General features: G+C 61.1%; 17 protein-coding genes. 12 read left to right on the forward strand and 5 right to left on the reverse strand.

Features of this window, described 5'->3' with window-relative positions:
• Positions 1 to 214: 214 nt before the first annotated feature.
• The 3 genes from EJ069_RS01925 to EJ069_RS01935 all read left to right on the forward strand — a co-directional run bounded on the left by EJ069_RS01925 (position 215) and on the right by EJ069_RS01935 (position 2,685).
• The gene (locus EJ069_RS01925; protein ID WP_126059823.1) at positions 215 to 1,105 is read left to right on the forward strand and encodes an EAL domain-containing protein; all 891 of its coding nucleotides are present in this window, start codon (positions 215 to 217) and stop codon (positions 1,103 to 1,105) included.
• Positions 1,102 to 1,962, forward strand: coding sequence for an EAL domain-containing protein (locus EJ069_RS01930; protein ID WP_126059824.1), 861 nt, complete (start codon positions 1,102 to 1,104; stop codon positions 1,960 to 1,962). Before EJ069_RS01925 ends, EJ069_RS01930 begins: the two co-directional genes overlap by 4 nt.
• A gap of 114 nt (positions 1,963 to 2,076) precedes the next feature.
• Positions 2,077 to 2,685: a glutathione S-transferase family protein gene (locus tag EJ069_RS01935; protein WP_126059825.1), complete on the forward strand. Its 609-nt coding sequence runs from the start codon at positions 2,077 to 2,079 to the stop codon at positions 2,683 to 2,685.
• Positions 2,686 to 2,983: 298 nt separating this feature from the next.
• On the opposite strand, the gene EJ069_RS01945 is transcribed toward EJ069_RS01935, so the two are convergent.
• Complete coding sequence (locus EJ069_RS01945; protein WP_126059826.1) at positions 2,984 to 3,184, reverse strand: hypothetical protein; 201 nt, start codon at positions 3,182 to 3,184, stop codon at positions 2,984 to 2,986.
• 324 nt (positions 3,185 to 3,508) lie between these two features.
• Positions 3,509 to 3,721 (reverse strand): cold-shock protein, encoded by a 213-nt coding sequence (locus EJ069_RS01950; protein ID WP_027168154.1) that lies wholly within the window; start codon positions 3,719 to 3,721, stop codon positions 3,509 to 3,511.
• A gap of 280 nt (positions 3,722 to 4,001) precedes the next feature.
• On the opposite strand from EJ069_RS01950, the gene EJ069_RS01955 reads away from it, so the two are divergent.
• Complete coding sequence (locus EJ069_RS01955) at positions 4,002 to 4,331, forward strand: hypothetical protein (protein WP_126059827.1); 330 nt, start codon at positions 4,002 to 4,004, stop codon at positions 4,329 to 4,331.
• 28 nt (positions 4,332 to 4,359) lie between these two features.
• Here EJ069_RS01955 and EJ069_RS01960 read toward each other — a convergent pair whose 3' ends face one another.
• Positions 4,360 to 4,929: a methylated-DNA--[protein]-cysteine S-methyltransferase gene (locus tag EJ069_RS01960; RefSeq protein WP_126059828.1), complete on the reverse strand. Its 570-nt coding sequence runs from the start codon at positions 4,927 to 4,929 to the stop codon at positions 4,360 to 4,362.
• 246 nt (positions 4,930 to 5,175) lie between these two features.
• Between EJ069_RS01960 and EJ069_RS01965 the strand changes: the two genes are divergently transcribed.
• The 5 genes from EJ069_RS01965 (at position 5,176) to EJ069_RS01985 (ending at position 10,044) form a co-directional block, all read left to right on the forward strand.
• A complete protein-coding gene (locus tag EJ069_RS01965; protein ID WP_245456417.1) occupies positions 5,176 to 6,111 on the forward strand; it encodes a lytic transglycosylase domain-containing protein in 936 nt (311 codons plus the stop codon).
• A gap of 35 nt (positions 6,112 to 6,146) precedes the next feature.
• Positions 6,147 to 6,644 (forward strand): N-acetyltransferase, encoded by a 498-nt coding sequence (locus tag EJ069_RS01970; protein ID WP_126059830.1) that lies wholly within the window; start codon positions 6,147 to 6,149, stop codon positions 6,642 to 6,644.
• Positions 6,645 to 7,017: 373 nt separating this feature from the next.
• A complete protein-coding gene (locus EJ069_RS01975; RefSeq protein ID WP_126059831.1) occupies positions 7,018 to 8,280 on the forward strand; it encodes an ABC transporter substrate-binding protein in 1,263 nt (420 codons plus the stop codon).
• Positions 8,281 to 8,345: 65 nt separating this feature from the next.
• Positions 8,346 to 9,218 carry a sugar ABC transporter permease gene (locus tag EJ069_RS01980; RefSeq protein ID WP_126064608.1) on the forward strand — a complete coding sequence of 291 codons (873 nt, stop codon included), beginning with the start codon at positions 8,346 to 8,348 and terminating at the stop codon, positions 9,216 to 9,218.
• A 1-nt stretch (position 9,219) separates the two neighbouring features.
• On the forward strand, positions 9,220 to 10,044 hold the full coding sequence (locus tag EJ069_RS01985; protein ID WP_126059832.1) for a carbohydrate ABC transporter permease: 825 nt from the start codon (positions 9,220 to 9,222) through the stop codon (positions 10,042 to 10,044).
• On the opposite strand, the gene EJ069_RS01990 is transcribed toward EJ069_RS01985, so the two are convergent.
• Entirely contained in the window at positions 10,041 to 10,379 is a 339-nt protein-coding gene (locus EJ069_RS01990; protein WP_126059833.1) for a hypothetical protein, read from the reverse strand. The genes EJ069_RS01985 and EJ069_RS01990 overlap by 4 nt on opposite strands.
• A gap of 158 nt (positions 10,380 to 10,537) precedes the next feature.
• On the opposite strand from EJ069_RS01990, the gene EJ069_RS01995 reads away from it, so the two are divergent.
• Positions 10,538 to 11,098, forward strand: a complete 561-nt coding sequence (locus EJ069_RS01995; RefSeq protein WP_126059834.1) for a DUF4142 domain-containing protein — start codon at positions 10,538 to 10,540, stop codon at positions 11,096 to 11,098.
• A 73-nt stretch (positions 11,099 to 11,171) separates the two neighbouring features.
• Here the strand turns inward: EJ069_RS01995 and EJ069_RS02000 are convergent, their stop codons facing one another.
• Positions 11,172 to 12,110 (reverse strand): IS110 family transposase, encoded by a 939-nt coding sequence (locus tag EJ069_RS02000; protein ID WP_126059835.1) that lies wholly within the window; start codon positions 12,108 to 12,110, stop codon positions 11,172 to 11,174.
• 375 nt (positions 12,111 to 12,485) lie between these two features.
• Between EJ069_RS02000 and EJ069_RS02005 the strand changes: the two genes are divergently transcribed.
• Together EJ069_RS02005 and EJ069_RS02010 are read left to right on the forward strand one after the other, a co-directional pair.
• Entirely contained in the window at positions 12,486 to 12,878 is a 393-nt protein-coding gene (locus tag EJ069_RS02005) for a RidA family protein (protein ID WP_042647012.1), read from the forward strand.
• 256 nt (positions 12,879 to 13,134) lie between these two features.
• Positions 13,135 to 14,922 carry an AAA family ATPase gene (locus tag EJ069_RS02010; protein ID WP_126059836.1) on the forward strand — a complete coding sequence of 596 codons (1,788 nt, stop codon included), beginning with the start codon at positions 13,135 to 13,137 and terminating at the stop codon, positions 14,920 to 14,922.
• The last annotated feature ends 1 nt before the right edge of the window (position 14,923 follow it).

Consider the following 14,923-nt stretch of genomic DNA (forward strand, 5'->3'; position numbering starts at 1 on the left):
AAAAGTCTCCTAGGGAAGCGGCCAGGAGCGGCCGCGGCGCCTCTCATGTCGCATCATGGCGCGGAGCGCAAGCATTGTGCGATGAGCCAGAGGTCAAGGAGGCGTGACCAAAGTCAGCCTGCGTGAGCAGCAACGCTAAATTCATCAACGGCCGGTAAACCCTTGGCTGGCAGGATCGCAGATCGGATTGCGCCAATTCGCGGAGCGAGAAACCTTGTCGCGCAGCATCGGGCTTGCCCACATCATCCGTCATGATGACGGCACCTCGACCGGTGTCTGGGGCATCTATACGCTGCAAAGCGCGTTCCAGCCGATCTTCGCCTTCAAGGAGGGCAAGCTATCGGTCGCCGCCTTCGAAGGGCTGATCCGGCCGTTCCGCGACGGCGAGCCGCAGTCGCCGGCGGCGTTCTTCGGCACCTGCCCGGCCGCCGACCGGCTGCATATCGAGGCGCTGACGCGCACGCTGCATCTTCTGAACGCCGGTGCCTGCCTGCCGCAGGAGGCGTCCATCTTCATCAATTTCGACCCGTCGGTCTTCACCGATCGCGGCATTGCCGACAAGGCATTGCGCGATATGCGGCTGGTGCTGCACGAAGCCGGCATCGATCCGCGCCGCATCGTCTGCGAGGTTACCGAGCAGAAGTCGGCCTCGCAGGAAGCGCTCTACGATTTTGTCGAAGCGCTGAGGGCCAATGGCTTCCGCATCGCGGTGGACGACTATGGCGCCGATGAATCCGACATCCACCGGATCCAGGAACTGAAGCCCGACATCGTCAAGTTCGATGCCCAGTGGATCACGCATCTGATGGAGTCCGGCGCCGGCTTCGCGTTGCTGACGGCCATGGTGAAGGGCTTCGAAACCCAGGGTATCCACACCGTCTTCGAAGGTCTCGAGGAAGGCTGGCAACTGGAGCTTGCCGAGAAAGCCGGCGCTTCCATGGTGCAAGGCTATGTGCTTGCCCGGCCCGAACTTGCTCCCACCAGCTTTCGTGTCTTCGTGCAGTCTTCGGCTGAAGAGAGCACGGTGCCAGCTGCCGCAAGCCCTGCGGCTCCGGCGAAGCGGTCGCGGCCGGCAAGGGTATTTGGGCGCAAGGTCGCGCCATGAACGAAAGGCAGGAGAGGCGGCGCAACGTTGCCAAGGCGATCTTCGCCGACGAGATCGGCCTCCAGTTCGGCGTCTATGGCGAATTCCGGCTGTGGAGCGCCTATCAGCCGATCTTCGCCCCGGAGGACACGGTGCTCAGGGCCGTCGCCGTCGAGGGGCTGATCGAGCCGCGCCGCATCGCCGAGCCGGTGGCCCCATCGATCTTCTTCGACAGCGTTCCCGCATCCGACCGGCTGTTCGTCGAAACGATGTGCCGGATGCTGCATCTCGGCAACTACCGCAACATCGGCCTCGAGGGGCTCACGCTGTTCTTCAACTACAATCCGATGATCAACGATCATCTCGGGCGGGCGCTGGCCGAAATCCGGCTGATGACCAGGCATCTCGGCGATTTCGAGCTGGAGCCGGGCCTGCTGGTCTGCGAGATCACCGAACAGGCGGCCGACGATCGCGTTCTTGCCAGCCTGGTGCGTGAAATGCGGCGCGACGGCATCCGTATCGCCATCGACGATTTCGGCACCGGACATTCCACCGAGGCGCGTATCAATCTGCTCGCGCCCGACATCGTCAAGATCGACGGCGCCTGGTTCGGCGCGCTCTGCCGCCACGCCGCCGCCGAGCGCTTCTTCCGGCCATTGGTGGGCATGCTGCAGGAGCGGGGCGCCAAAGTCCTGGTCGAGGGCATCGAGAACGCCCAGCACTTGCGCGTCGCGCTTGAGGGCGGCGCCGACCTGCTGCAGGGTTTCCATCTCGCCCGCCCGGCGCTCGCAGGCACGATCTTCAAGGAAGAGCCGCTTTCCGTCGACGCCCTGCTCGACGCCGGCAACAAGGTTGTGCCGCTGCACCAGCAACGCTGATGCTCAGGAAGACCTATCAGCGGCGCTGATGGTTTTTCGCAAAAACAAATCACTGGATGCGACCCAGCCGCGCGCGCTAGAGCGTTCCCACGAGACTCGAAGAGGGCAAGAGGCATGATCCTTTACGACATGGCCGACAGCGGCAATTGCTACAAGCCGCGGCTGTTGATGGCGAAGCTCGGCATCCCCTTCACCCGGGTCGAGGTGAGCTCGCATACCGGCGAGACGCGCAAGCCCGACTACGTCGCCAAGAATCCGAACGCGATGGTGCCGATGCTGGAACTCGACGACGGCAGGCGCATCGCCGAGAGCAACGCCATCCTGCTTTATCTCGCCGAGGGAACGCGCTTCCTGCCGGCCGATAAATACGAACGCGCGCTGGCTTACCAATGGCTGTTCTTCGAACAATACAGCCACGAGCCCTATATCGCCGTGCGCAAGGCGCTTTTGACCTTTCCGGAACGGGCGAAGGACGCCACGCCCGAGCGGCTGGCGCTAACGCTGGAGCGCGGCAACAAGGCGCTGGGCGTCATGAACCAGCATCTGGAGCAGAACCCATTCTTCGCGGGTACTTCTTACAGCGTCGCCGATATCGCGCTCTACGCCTATACCCACACGGCCGAGAAGGGCGGCTTTCAGCTCGACGCCTATCCGGCCGTCGCCGCCTGGCTGAAACGGGTCGAGGCGGACAAGGGGCATGTGCCGATCGAGTGGGTAGGGTAATTCTTTCTCTACGCTGTGATCATCTCACGGCTATTCAATGCCGAACGCTATTTAAATGAGACGATCGTATTCGGCATGGTTTCCGATCCAGATCCAGTGGAACCCATCGGCGCTTTCCAGGGCCAAGGCCCGGTAATTGTCGTCTATTCTCGCCGACCAGAGTTCTCCCACCTTTTTGAAATGCAGGGACGGGTGTCGGGGATTAGTTTTCAATAACGCAAAGCTCTGTCGGCTACGCGACGAATGGATTTCGGCAGAGAGTTGTATTTTGTCCAAAAGCTCGCTGTAGCGCGGTGCCTCACAGGTCGCGCAACTTGCCGGCAGCTATCTCGGCGCGGGCTTCGGCTAGCAATTTGTTCAGCCGTCCCGCCTTCGCGTCGGCTTCGATCTGCTTATCCCACAAATCAGCCTGCAGCGCCTCGAACCAGGCGGCAAAGGCCTTCAGCTCTTCGGGGCTCAGTTCGGCGACGGACTTTTCGATCTGTTCGAGTTTGGTCATGAGCCAATGGTACCACTATTGGTGCCAAAATGGCACCACCAGTGGAACCATTCAACCCAGCAACTCGCCAAAATCCGGACAACAAAAAAGGCGGGCAATGCCCGCCTTCCTATGCCGGTAGCCTGATCGGGAGCGTCCTGTCCGGGCTGGCAGCTATCTGCTGTTCCAGCTTGTCGGTCTTTCCGCTCCGGCGCGCTTATCGCGCGACCGTCAGTACATCCGTGACTTGCCGCGCGCCCCAAACCTTCGTCCGGCGCGCGCCTTACTTACTCGCATTTCGCGGCGCTTGGCGGTTTAGCCTCGCGGCAAAATGCTTAAGCCAAATCAGGCTGCCTTGCTCAGAGACCCAGCGGCGGACTTGCCGGTGCGGCGGTCCTGCTCGATCTCGAAGTTGATTTTCTGGCCTTCAGCCAGGCTCGTCATGCCAGCGCGCTCGACAGCGGAGATGTGGACGAAAACGTCCGCGCCGCCATTGTCAGGCTGGATGAAGCCGTAGCCCTTGGTGGCGTTGAACCACTTGACCGTACCAGTTGCCATATAGAAAGTCCTTCACATTTGCTTTTGTTTGACCGGACCAACGTCCGGCCGGCGGTATCGAAACTTTGGAGATAGACGTCAGCAAACGCGAAGATCGCGGCCCGATCGATCGGCCAAATTCAATGCACCGGATATAGGATAGTTTTTACAAGAAAACAAGACGTTCGCTTGCGCGCTGACGGCATGCAGCCTCAGGTGTTTGGAAGCGGCGCACGGAAGTTTTGACACCAGTCACACGTTGTGGAGAGATGAAATGCTCGCCGTTCCAGGGAGGAGAACCATGAAAACCATTCTGCTTGCCGCCTGCTTCCTGCTGCTGGCCGCCGAGGCGCAGGCGGTGTCGCGCTACGATCCGACACGCATGAGCTGCGACCGGGTGCAGGCGACGATCGCCAGACAGGGCGCCGTCATTCTGCGCTATCAGTCGACGCGAGTGCCGGGGCTGCCGCTCTATGATCGCTATGTGCGCGACGAGCGCTTCTGCAACGCGGGCGAGGTAAGGTCGCGCGCCTATGTGCCCAGCGCCGACACCAGGTCCTGCATGGTCTATGTCTGCAAGCGGCCGGACTTCGATCGGCGTTTCCGGCGCCGGTTCCTGCACAACGACTGACAGCGGGTGAAGAGCCGGGTAGCGCCCCTCAGAACCCGAACGAGGCCTGCGCGGCGGGCGGCGGGCCGACACGAACGCCTTCCATGGCCAGCATCCTTTCCTTGGTGGCCGAGCCGCCCGGCGCGGAGAAGCCGCCGATCTTGCCGCCGGCCGCCAGGATGCGGTGGCAGGGGATGACAAGCGGCACCGGGTTGGCGCCGAGCGCAGCACCCGTCTCGCGGGCGAGCCCGGCATGGCCGGCGCGCCTGGCCAGTTCGCCATAGGTGGTGGTCTCGCCGAAGCCGAGCTTGCGCGCGGCACCGTAGATGGCGAGGCGAAAATCGTCGATGCCGTCGAGATCGACCGGCACGCCGGAGAAATCGACGTCCTCGCCGGCCGCATAGGCCTGGATCGAGGCGATCAACTCGACCACCCATTGCGGCTGGTCGGTCGATGTCGAAACACCGGGGTGGCGGAACAGCCGGCGCTCGATCGCGTCGCGGCTGCGTTCGGGCAAGCAGAGCCGGATCAGGCCCTTCTCGTTCCAGGCAATGCCCATGAAGCCGATCACTGTTTCTAACACTGCGTGGCCGGCCGTGATCTCAGATGTGGGTTTCATGGCGTTTTCCTTCGGCAAAACAGCGAAAAACGAGTACATATCCAGAACAATATGGCATTGCCGCCCTGTTCCCGCCACCCGAAAACCGCCTGGTGGCCCCGATTGCCGGGTGTGAATCGCTGGTGTAAGGACTCCTTAACAACAGACAAACCGGACCCTCACGGCTTGCCAGCTAAAATCATATTCACCGCGATCGGCGTGCTTGTTGCCGCTGCTGGTCTGAGCGGTTGCACCTCGACCTCGCAAATGAAGGCCGCGCCCGCGCTTGCGGAAGCCTCGACGCCTGTCGTGGCCGACGACACGCCGACGGTCGCGCTGCCCGAAACGGTGGCCGTGCTCCCGGAGCCTTCCGGCCTCGCGCAGGTGCAGACCGCGGCGCTTACCGGCGATGCCGTTGCCATGGCTGCCATGCCCGGCGCGCCGGCGACGCCTGATTCGCTCGCGACGCAAAGCGCGCTTGCGACGCAGGGCGCGCTCTTGCCGCCGCCTGTCCAGCCCGGCGCGGCGCTGGCTCAGCCCGCGGCTTTCGCGGGGGCGACGCCGATGGCCGGCAAGTTTCCGCCGCCGCCAGTGCTGACGGCCGGCGGCTCGCCGACCGGTCCCGGCTCGATCAAACAGGCGGGATCCCTCAAGCAGGCGGCGGTCTATACGACCGCGGGCGTCGCCATGCCGGTCACCGGCCAGTCGGCGAAAGTCGCCCCGATGCCCGGCGTCCAGCAGGTTGCTTACGTGGCGCCGGACAACCCCGCTCTGCTGGCGGCGCCCGGCCAACCCGAGCAGCACGCCAGCGGCCCGCGCGGCGAGATCGAGCGGCTGATCGAGAAATATTCGGCGCTCTATGAAGTGCCGGTCGAACTGGTGCGCCATGTCGTCAACCGCGAGAGCACCTTCAACCCGAAAGCCTATAATCACGGCCATTGGGGGCTGATGCAGATCAAGCACGCGACGGCGCGCGGCATGGGCTATGACGGCCCGGCGACCGGCCTGTTCGACGCCGAGACCAATCTCAAATATGCCGTGAAATATCTGCGTGGCGCCTGGCTGGTCTCGGGCGGCAACGCCAAGCGCGCCGACACGCTCTACCAGACCGGCTATTATTACGACGCCAAGCGCAAGGGCCTGCTCGAGGCGACGGGACTTGGTGTCGACCGCAAGCGGCATCGCCTGCCACCCGACGCCTGAGCGGACAGGTCCGCGCGGCGTTTCGAGACAGCGCCATGCATGAGAACACGACGCCTCGTCCACCGGCGCCCAACGACATCCGCCTGCGCAAGCTGCTCGACGACACGCTCACCGCGCCGCATTGGCCGGAAGGCTTCGTCATGCGCGCTTTCGAACATCGTGACGCGCAGGCCTTGCACGCGCTGCTGGAAGAGGTGTTCGACGACGGCGCCGACGGGCCGTTCGACGATTGGTGGTTACGCATTGCCGGCGACGCCGAGTTCGATCCCGCTCTCTGTTTCCTGGTCATCGACGGCAAGGGCCTGCTTGCGGGCGCGGCGCTGTGCTGGACATCCGGTTTCGTCAAGGACCTCGCCGTCCATCCGGAGTCCAGAAGGCAGGGTATCGGCGAGGCGCTGATGCGGCACGTGTTCCTGATTTTTCGCGAGCGCGGGGCGATGCATGTCGATCTCAAGACGAACACGGTGAAGAACACCGCAGCCTTCAGGCTTTACGAGCGGCTCGGCATGATCCCGGTCGATTGGGAAGGTTAATAGCGTCCCGGCATTGTGAACTCCTTCACATAGGCTGACGTTAGGTCATGCTAATGCGTCGTCGTGCCGGGCGGCCGATCGGCGGATCGACGCTGGCAAGGCGTCGGAGGGGGCTGTGCCGGCATGCGTCAGCCACTCCCAGACGGGCTCCGGGGCGGGGGTTTCGGAGCCCGTCCGCTTTCGTGAAGCGGGTGAAGGAGGCAGGACGCCGACGCGGTCGAGCCAGCCCTGATGGCTTCATTGACCCGCCAGCCCGAACCGGCGCGCATCAGCGCATGGAACCCTAAGCGGCATCGTGCATTCATCGCAGGGGCCTTGATGAGCCGCGACGCCGAGATGGCGCCGCCAGCCGCTGAGGGAGGCCCGCAATCCCGTGAAACTTGTTCCCGCGTTCCTTGCGCTGGCCATCGTCATCCTGCTGGACGCTGTCCAGGCGTCAGCCGTGGAACTGTCGATCGTGTCGGGCGACACCGGCAACGGCATCAAGGTGCTGCGCGAGATCCTCGACCTCTATGAGAAAAAGAGCGGCAACAAGGTCGGCATCGTCGTCATCCCGCCGTCGACCACCGACCAGTTCGGCCAATACAGGTTGTGGCTTGCCGCCGGCAGCAGCGATATCGACGTCTACCAGACCGACGTCATCTGGGCGCCGCAGCTGGCCAGCCAACTGGTCGACCTGACGGAAGCGACGAGGGACGTGGCGGGCGCGCATTTCCCGTCGATCATCCAGTCGCAGACGGTCAATGGCAGGCTGGTCGCGCTGCCGATCTTCACCGACGCGCCGGCGCTCTATTACCGCAAGGATCTGCTCGACAAATATGGCTTGAAGGTACCGACCACCTGGCAGGAATTGCAGGACACCGCGAAGCTCGTCATGGACAGGGAGCGGGCGGCCGGCAACAAGGACCTCTGGGGCTATGTCTTCCAGGGCAATGCCTATGAGGGGCTGGCCTGCAACGCGCTCGAATGGGTGATGTCGAATGGCGGCGGCGGGATCATCGAGCCGGACGGCGAAATCTCCATCAACAATCCAAAGGCGGCCGCGGCGCTCGACAGGGTCAAGGGCTGGATCGGCACGATCGCGCCGCCGGGCGCGCTCGCCTATCAGGAGGAGGAAGCGCGCGGCGTCTGGCAGACCGGCAACGCGGTTTTCATGCGCAACTGGCCCTATGCCTATGCGCTCGGCAACAGCGAGAATTCGCCGATCAAGGGCAGGTTCGACGTGGCGCCGCTGCCGGCCGGCGATGGCGGGCATCCGGTCGCGACACTCGGCGGCTGGAACCTTGCCGTCTCCAGATATTCGAAACATCCAGACGCCGCGATCGATCTGGTCAAGTTCATCGCGTCGCCCGAGATGCAGAAATACCGGACGCTGAAGACGGCTAACCTGCCGACCATCGCGGCGCTCTATGACGACCCCGACATCGCCAGGCAGCAGCCGATCGTGCCGCGCTGGAAAGAGATCTTCCTCAACGCTGAGCCGCGTCCGTCGGCGACCGCCAGGATCAAATACAACGAGGCATCGAGCCAGTTCTGGACCGCAGTCCACAACACGATCTCCGGGAATGGAACCGCCGCCGACAATCTCGCCGATCTCGAAGCGCGGCTGACCAGGCTGAAAGGCAAGGGCTGGTGAGCGCGGCACGGCCATCGCCGCTGGCGCGCCGGCGCGTGCGCACGGCCTGGCTGTTCCTCGCGCCGATGCTCTTCGTGCTTGGCGTCGTCGCCGGCTGGCCGTTCCTGCGCACGGTCTATTACAGCTTCACCGATGCCTCGCTGGCCGATCTCGACGCGCGGCAATGGGTGGGCTTGGATAATTATCTCTCGGTGCTCACCCTGCCGAGCGGGCGGGTGCTCTATGACGGGCTGCTGGTCGATCCGGTTTGGTGGCGCGCGGTGTGGAACACGGTGCGCTTCGCCGTGGTTTCGGTGGCCTGCGAGACGGTGCTCGGCATGATCGTCGCACTGGCGCTCAACGCCGAATTCAAGGGGCGTGGCATCGTGCGGGCGGCGATCCTCGTCCCTTGGGCGATCCCGACCATCGTGTCGGCCAAGATGTGGCAGTGGATGCTCAACGACCAGTTCGGCATCATCAATGTCGTGCTGCTCAATCTCGGCCTGATCGATAGCAAGATCGCCTGGACAGCCAGCGCCGACACCGCGATGGTCGCGGTGCTGATCGTCGATATCTGGAAGTCGACGCCGTTCATGGCGCTGCTGATCCTGGCCGCCCTGCAGATGCTGCCGCGCGAGATTCTCGAAGTGGCGAAGCTCGACGGGGCCAATCCCTGGCAGATCTTCTGGCGCGTGACGCTGCCGCTGATCCGGCCGGCGGTGATGGTGGCGGTGATCTTCCGCGCGCTCGACGCGCTGCGCATCTTCGACCTGATCTATGTGCTGACGCCCAACAACGTCCAGACCAAGTCGATGTCGATCTTCGCGCGCGAGAACCTGTTCGAGTTCGACAAGTTTGCCTATGGCTCGGCCGCCTCGACGCTGCTTTTCCTGATCATCGGCCTGCTCACCATCGCCTATATCCGGCTTGGACGGCTGAGTTTCGAGGGAGGGCGCTGAGATGAAAATGCTGAAGCGCGCCGCCTTCTATCTGCTGCTCGCGGCGATCGTCTTCGTCGCGGTGTTTCCGTTCTACTACGCCATCGTCACCAGCTTCAAATCGGGGACCGAGCTGTTCCAGGCGAGCCTCTGGCCGCGATCGTTCAGCCTGGCCAATTACCGCAACGTGCTGACCGAAGGGCCCTTCCTGCGCAATCTCGTCAATTCGCTGATCGTCTCCGGCGCGGTTGTGGCGATCTCGCTGCTCTTCGGCGTCACCGCGGCCTATGCGCTGGCGCGGATCCGCTTCCGCGGACGCTCGGCGCTGATGCTCGCCATCCTGTCGGTGTCGATGTTTCCGCAGGTCGCGGCACTGGCCGGGCTGTTCGAGATTATCCGGGCGCTGCATCTCTACAATTCGCTCCTGGCGCTCATCCTGTCCTACATGATCTTCACTTTGCCGTTCACCGTCTGGGTGCTCACCACCTTCGTGCGCGACCTGCCGGTCGAGATCGAGGAGGCGGCGATCCTCGACGGGGCGGGGCCGTGGACCATCCTGACGCGCATCTTCCTGCCGCTGATGTGGCCGGCGCTCGCCACCACCGGGCTGCTCGCCTTCATCAGCGCCTGGAACGAGTTCCTGTTCGCGCTGACCTTCACCTCCACCAACACGCAGCGCACCGTCCCCGTGGCAATCGCGCTTCTGTCGGGCAACTCGCAGTTCGAGATCCCCTGGGGCAACATCATGGCCGCCTCGGTGATCGTCACCGTGCCGCTGGTGGGGCTGGTGCTGATCTTCCAGCGCCGCATCGTTTCCGGTCTTACCGCCGGCGGGGTAAAAGGTTAGATGTCGGGCGCGTTGCCGACCTTCTTCTTCATCTCCAGCGCCCAGGCGCGGCCTTCATCGCCGCCCCACAGCAGCCAGGCGATGTAGCCGGCGGATGGATTGTCTTCGTTGCCGTAATTCCGGCCCTTCTTGTCGACCTCGTGGCGAGCGAAATAGCTGACCATGCGCCGGATGGTCGAGGGCGACAGGTTCCTGCGGCTCTTGAGCTCGGTGGCGCGCGCGACGCCGATCTCGGTGCCGCCGCGGCCGAACTGCTGGCGCAACCGCAAGCCCTTGGCGGCGTTGTCGGCAACGACCTGCGGGCAGCGCAGGTCGATCTCGTCGCTGTCGGTCATTTTTTGCTCCCCGTTCCCCAGTGGTTTTAGCTGACGCGAAGCAATGCGGCAAAGCGGGGCTGGTTCCGGCGTGTCTCTTCGAGGCAGCCTTTCAAGCAACCCGGCGGCCGGTGCCGCGTTGGGGAAGGCGGAGGGGCTGTTCGGATCGGAGTTTTGAGATGAAAACGCTGCTGCCCCTGGTCGCCGTCGCGCTTGTTGCCGGCGCGCCCGCCGCGTTCGCCCAATCAGGCGATACCAACGCGGACGCCGTGGGACCTATGGTGACCGACAACAAGGTCGACACCCAGACCTTCGTCACGACCGTGCCGAATGCCAACGCCTTCGAGATCGAGTCGAGCAAGCTGGCGCAAGAGAAGTCGGCGTCGGCCGACGTCAAGGCTTTTGCCGCCGATATGATCAAGGATCACACCAAGGCCGGCGAGGATTTCAAGGCCGCGCTCAGCCAGGGCCAGACCACCGCGTCGATCAAGCCCGCCGGCCCGGCGTTGCAGCCGAAGGAGCAGCAGATGCTCGACGAATTGAAGGCTGCCAGCGGCAAGGATTTCGACGCCAAATACATCAAGATGCAGACCGACGCGCATAAGGATGCGGTCGCGCTGTTTTCCACCTACGCCAATTCAGGCGACGACCCGGCGATGAAGGAATTCGCCAAGAAGACGCTGCCGGTTCTGAAGATGCACGAGAAGCACGTGAAGGACCTGGCGGTCGCGCATCAGTGAGGGGCGCCTTCCCCTTCTCCCCCTGTGGGAGAAGGTGTCGCCGAAGGCGACGGATGAGCGACTATCTGAGGTGTCAAGTTGCATTTGCGAACTGTTTGCGCGCGTCGCGTGCTTTTGCATTGAGGATGACGAGCAGCTTCCTGGCGAGCGCAATGCGAATGACCATCTTTTCCTTTCCAGCCGCCTGCAACCGTTGCTTGAAGGCGGCGAGATGGGGATCATATTTGGCAACGATGCTGGCAACGAGGAAGAGGACGCCTCGCGGCCCGGCGCGGCCACCGCGCACCGCTCTTCGGCCGCTGCGCTTACCGCTGTCATTGGCGATCGGAGCCAGGCCAGCCAGCTTAGCGATGGCCCTGTTGGAGACGATGCCGATCTCAGGCAGTTGCGCCATCAGCCGTGGCACGGTGCGAGAGGCCACGCCCTTGAGCGAGCGAAAGGCCCGGTCGAGGCATGCCCACAACGGATCATCGTCGATGAGCGAAGCGATCTCACCCTCGAGCCTGCGGCTCTGGCGTGTGAGCAGCGCGATCACCTCATCAAGGCTGGCGACGGTCTCGGCGTCGAGGGCAGCACTCTTGCGCTGCTTTTGAACGGTGAGATCGCCAGTCACCTGGGAAAGCCGGGCAACCAACGCCTTGAGCCGCAGTTGGGCCGCATTTGGTGGCGGCATCGCCTTGAGCTGCTTGACCGCGCCATAGCGGGCGATCATGGCGGCATCGATCTTGTCGGTCTTTTCCAGGAAGCCCATCGCCTCGGCGAAGTAGCGCACACTGCGGGCATTGGCCAAGCCACAGCATACGCCCAACTCCCACAGCAGCAGGAAGGCCAGTCGTTCATAGCCGCCGCTAGCCTCCATCACGACAAGCTCGACGTCGTGGCTCTGACACCAGGCGGCCAGATCGGCGATGCCTGCCGCATCATTGCCGAAGCGGCCCACCGCCCCGCTCGGCTCGACATGGGCATCGAGCCATCCTTTCGAAACATCCACTCCACATATGATCTTGTTCACGGTAACCTGCCTTGTGCGTGCGATTGGAGCCAAGCGACTATTCGGTCGTGCGTGACGAAGGCGAAGATCCCAGGCTCATCCACGGTTGTGACCGGAGGGGTGTCGGGCGACTTCGCCAAGCCTCGTATCGGATGGCCGTCCGGTTCGAGGCTCAGTCGCTTTCCTTGCACAAATCTCTGTCCGTGCAGATACAAGGGGTGTTCCAGCGGAGTGAGGCGCTTGTGTTTCAGCAGCCTGAGACGCTGGCATTCCCTGGAACACCCCTCATCCGTCTCGGCGCTGCGCGCCGATCCACCTTCCCCCACAAGGGGGGAAGGCAAGGCTGGCCTTCCCTCGCCGCCGCGATAAGCTCCTCCGCAAATCAGGAGGACCACCATGGACAAGGAAGTCATCGAAGTGCCGGTTATGTCGGCGAAGGTGCGCGCGCTCGGCCTGCCGTGCTCGACGGCGGTGCGGGCCAATGGCTTCGTGTTCATCTCGGCGACGCCGCCGGTGGACATGGTGACCGGCGAGATGGTGCGTGGCGACATCGAGACCCAGACCGAGGCGTCGCTGAAGGCGCTGAAACACTGCCTGGAAGCTGCCGGCACGTCGCTCGACAAGGTGGTGATGGTGCGCATCTACGCCGTCAATTCCGGCTTCTACAACGCCATCAATCGGGTCTATGCGAAGTATTTTGCGACCAACCCGCCTGCGCGGAGCTTCGTGCCGGTGGCGTCTTGGCCGATGGAGTTCGATATTGAGATCGAGTGCGTCGCGGTGGCGTGAGGGGCGATCCTCCGCGTCGCTGGGGCACGATAACAAGGGTTGCTCGAGTTAGACGATTGCGTCACCGGGTCAGCACATTTTTCCAGTCGGCCTAATTTCCTCTTGTCTTTAAAGTAAACTCGTCCTCAAATCCCGTTGGGGACGGAAGGGCGAGTCTTGGCTAAGATTGCCAAAAAATCTGTGGCCGGATTAGGTCAAACAAGATTCTCAAGCGAGCTTCCGCGAATTCGGTGACAAGCAAGAGCGTGGAAGTATAATGAAGTTTATAAAGGAAATAGAGATAGCGTACTTTCGTAGTTTTTACAAAGAGACGCTATACTCGTGCAGGGATCTCAACGTTATATTTGGCAAAAACGACGTTGGTAAATCAAATATTATTAGAGCCTTGAACTTATTTTTTAATAACCAGACAGACGACGTGACGGAATTCAATTTTGATATCGATTTTAGCGACCAGAGGCGAGATGAATCGCAATCGTCAGAAGGAAAACGAAAGTTTATATATGTAAAGATTACCTTTACAACACCAAGCAATTACAAAAAATCGCTAGGCGATGAATTCTATGTTAAGCGTCAATGGACTGTTTCGCGCGAGGACGAGTATGTTGAGGAAGTCTCGTCGCACATAAAGGCTAGCCAAAGGCACATAGTGACTAGATTTCTAAATCTCATAAGGTTCATACATATACCAGCAATCAAGGATATTTCAACATTTAGAACATTGCTTGGAAATATATATGACATTTTGTCAGAGTCTGTCGATTTCCTTCAAGCTGTCGAGGACTTTGCGGCGAAGGTGCAGACCTCAACCAGCGAGTTATTCTCGGCAATGCCGAAGGAGATTGCTCACCAGTCTAAGATATCAGCTCCGTCACGTATGGCCGAACTGTTTGAGACGCTGGACTTCGAGACTATCGGTGTGGAAGGGGGTGCAGCGAAATCTCTTACCTTACAAAGAGGGGATGGGATAAAGGTTAGGCATATTCCAGAGATACTTAACTTTATATGCGACAAAGATTCTTATCAATTTCACATTTGGGGATTTGAGGAGCCGGAAAATTCGCGGGATTTTGTTTCGGCTGAAGCCGAGGCATCGAGGTTCCTTCGGTTGGCACTTGGAGGAGACGTTCAGATATTTGTCACGACTCACAGCCCGTCATTTTATAATTTGAATGGTGACGGTCTTCAGAAGTTTTACGTGACACGCGACTCTGATCAAAAAGTCACGATTGTGCAGGGTAAAAACCTGGAGCGGCTAGACGTAGCAAGTGCTGTTGGAGAAGGTTTCTATCTGCCTGCTGTTGCGAAGGCGCTCGAAGAGTATTCCCTGAGGGAATCCGAAGCGGCTAGCTTCAGAGCTAAAGCTGAAGAGTTTCAGCAGCAGATAATGTCGTTCACCCAACCGGTCGTATTAACTGAAGGGAAGACTGATGAAATCATTCTCTCAGAAGCGTGGAAGCGAATACGCGGTTCGAAGGCGCCTTTTAAAATCAAATGCTGTGACATCACCGATGGAGCAGATGGTGGTTCCGCCGGAGCATCAAGACTGGCTCTCTCATTGAGAGCCGTACCTTACGACAGCCCGAACGTCGTGATTGGCCTATTTGATCGCGATGAGGCTGGCTATAAAGAATGGCGTCTCGACGCAACTTTCACGCAGGCCGATCTATTTTCGGATCTAAAGATTTCCAAGAATGGAAGATCGTTCGCTCTGCTTTTGCCGTCTCCTGATTTTCGCACCGACTGCGCCCGAAATCAGAACCTTCCAATAGAATTCCTGTTCCCCGATGAATTTTTGTCGGCGGCCGTGGATGGAAGGAGACTCGAATTGAAACCAATTATGGCGACCAGGAAATTAGGCGATGAGACAATTCGGGTAAAAATTGGCGACGAAACGGCGTTTCAGCAAATAGACGAAAGTTCCAAAAGTTTTTTCGCGAAGGCAATCGTACCGAGATTTCCAGATAAAGCGTTTTATGGATTCGAGAAGACATTTGCAATTCTTGAGTCTATAGTTGAACGCCCGGAAAAATTGGCACGTTAGG

The sequence above is a fragment of the Mesorhizobium sp. M2A.F.Ca.ET.043.05.1.1 genome (genome assembly GCF_003952445.1).
Lineage (GTDB): Bacteria > Pseudomonadota > Alphaproteobacteria > Rhizobiales > Rhizobiaceae > Mesorhizobium.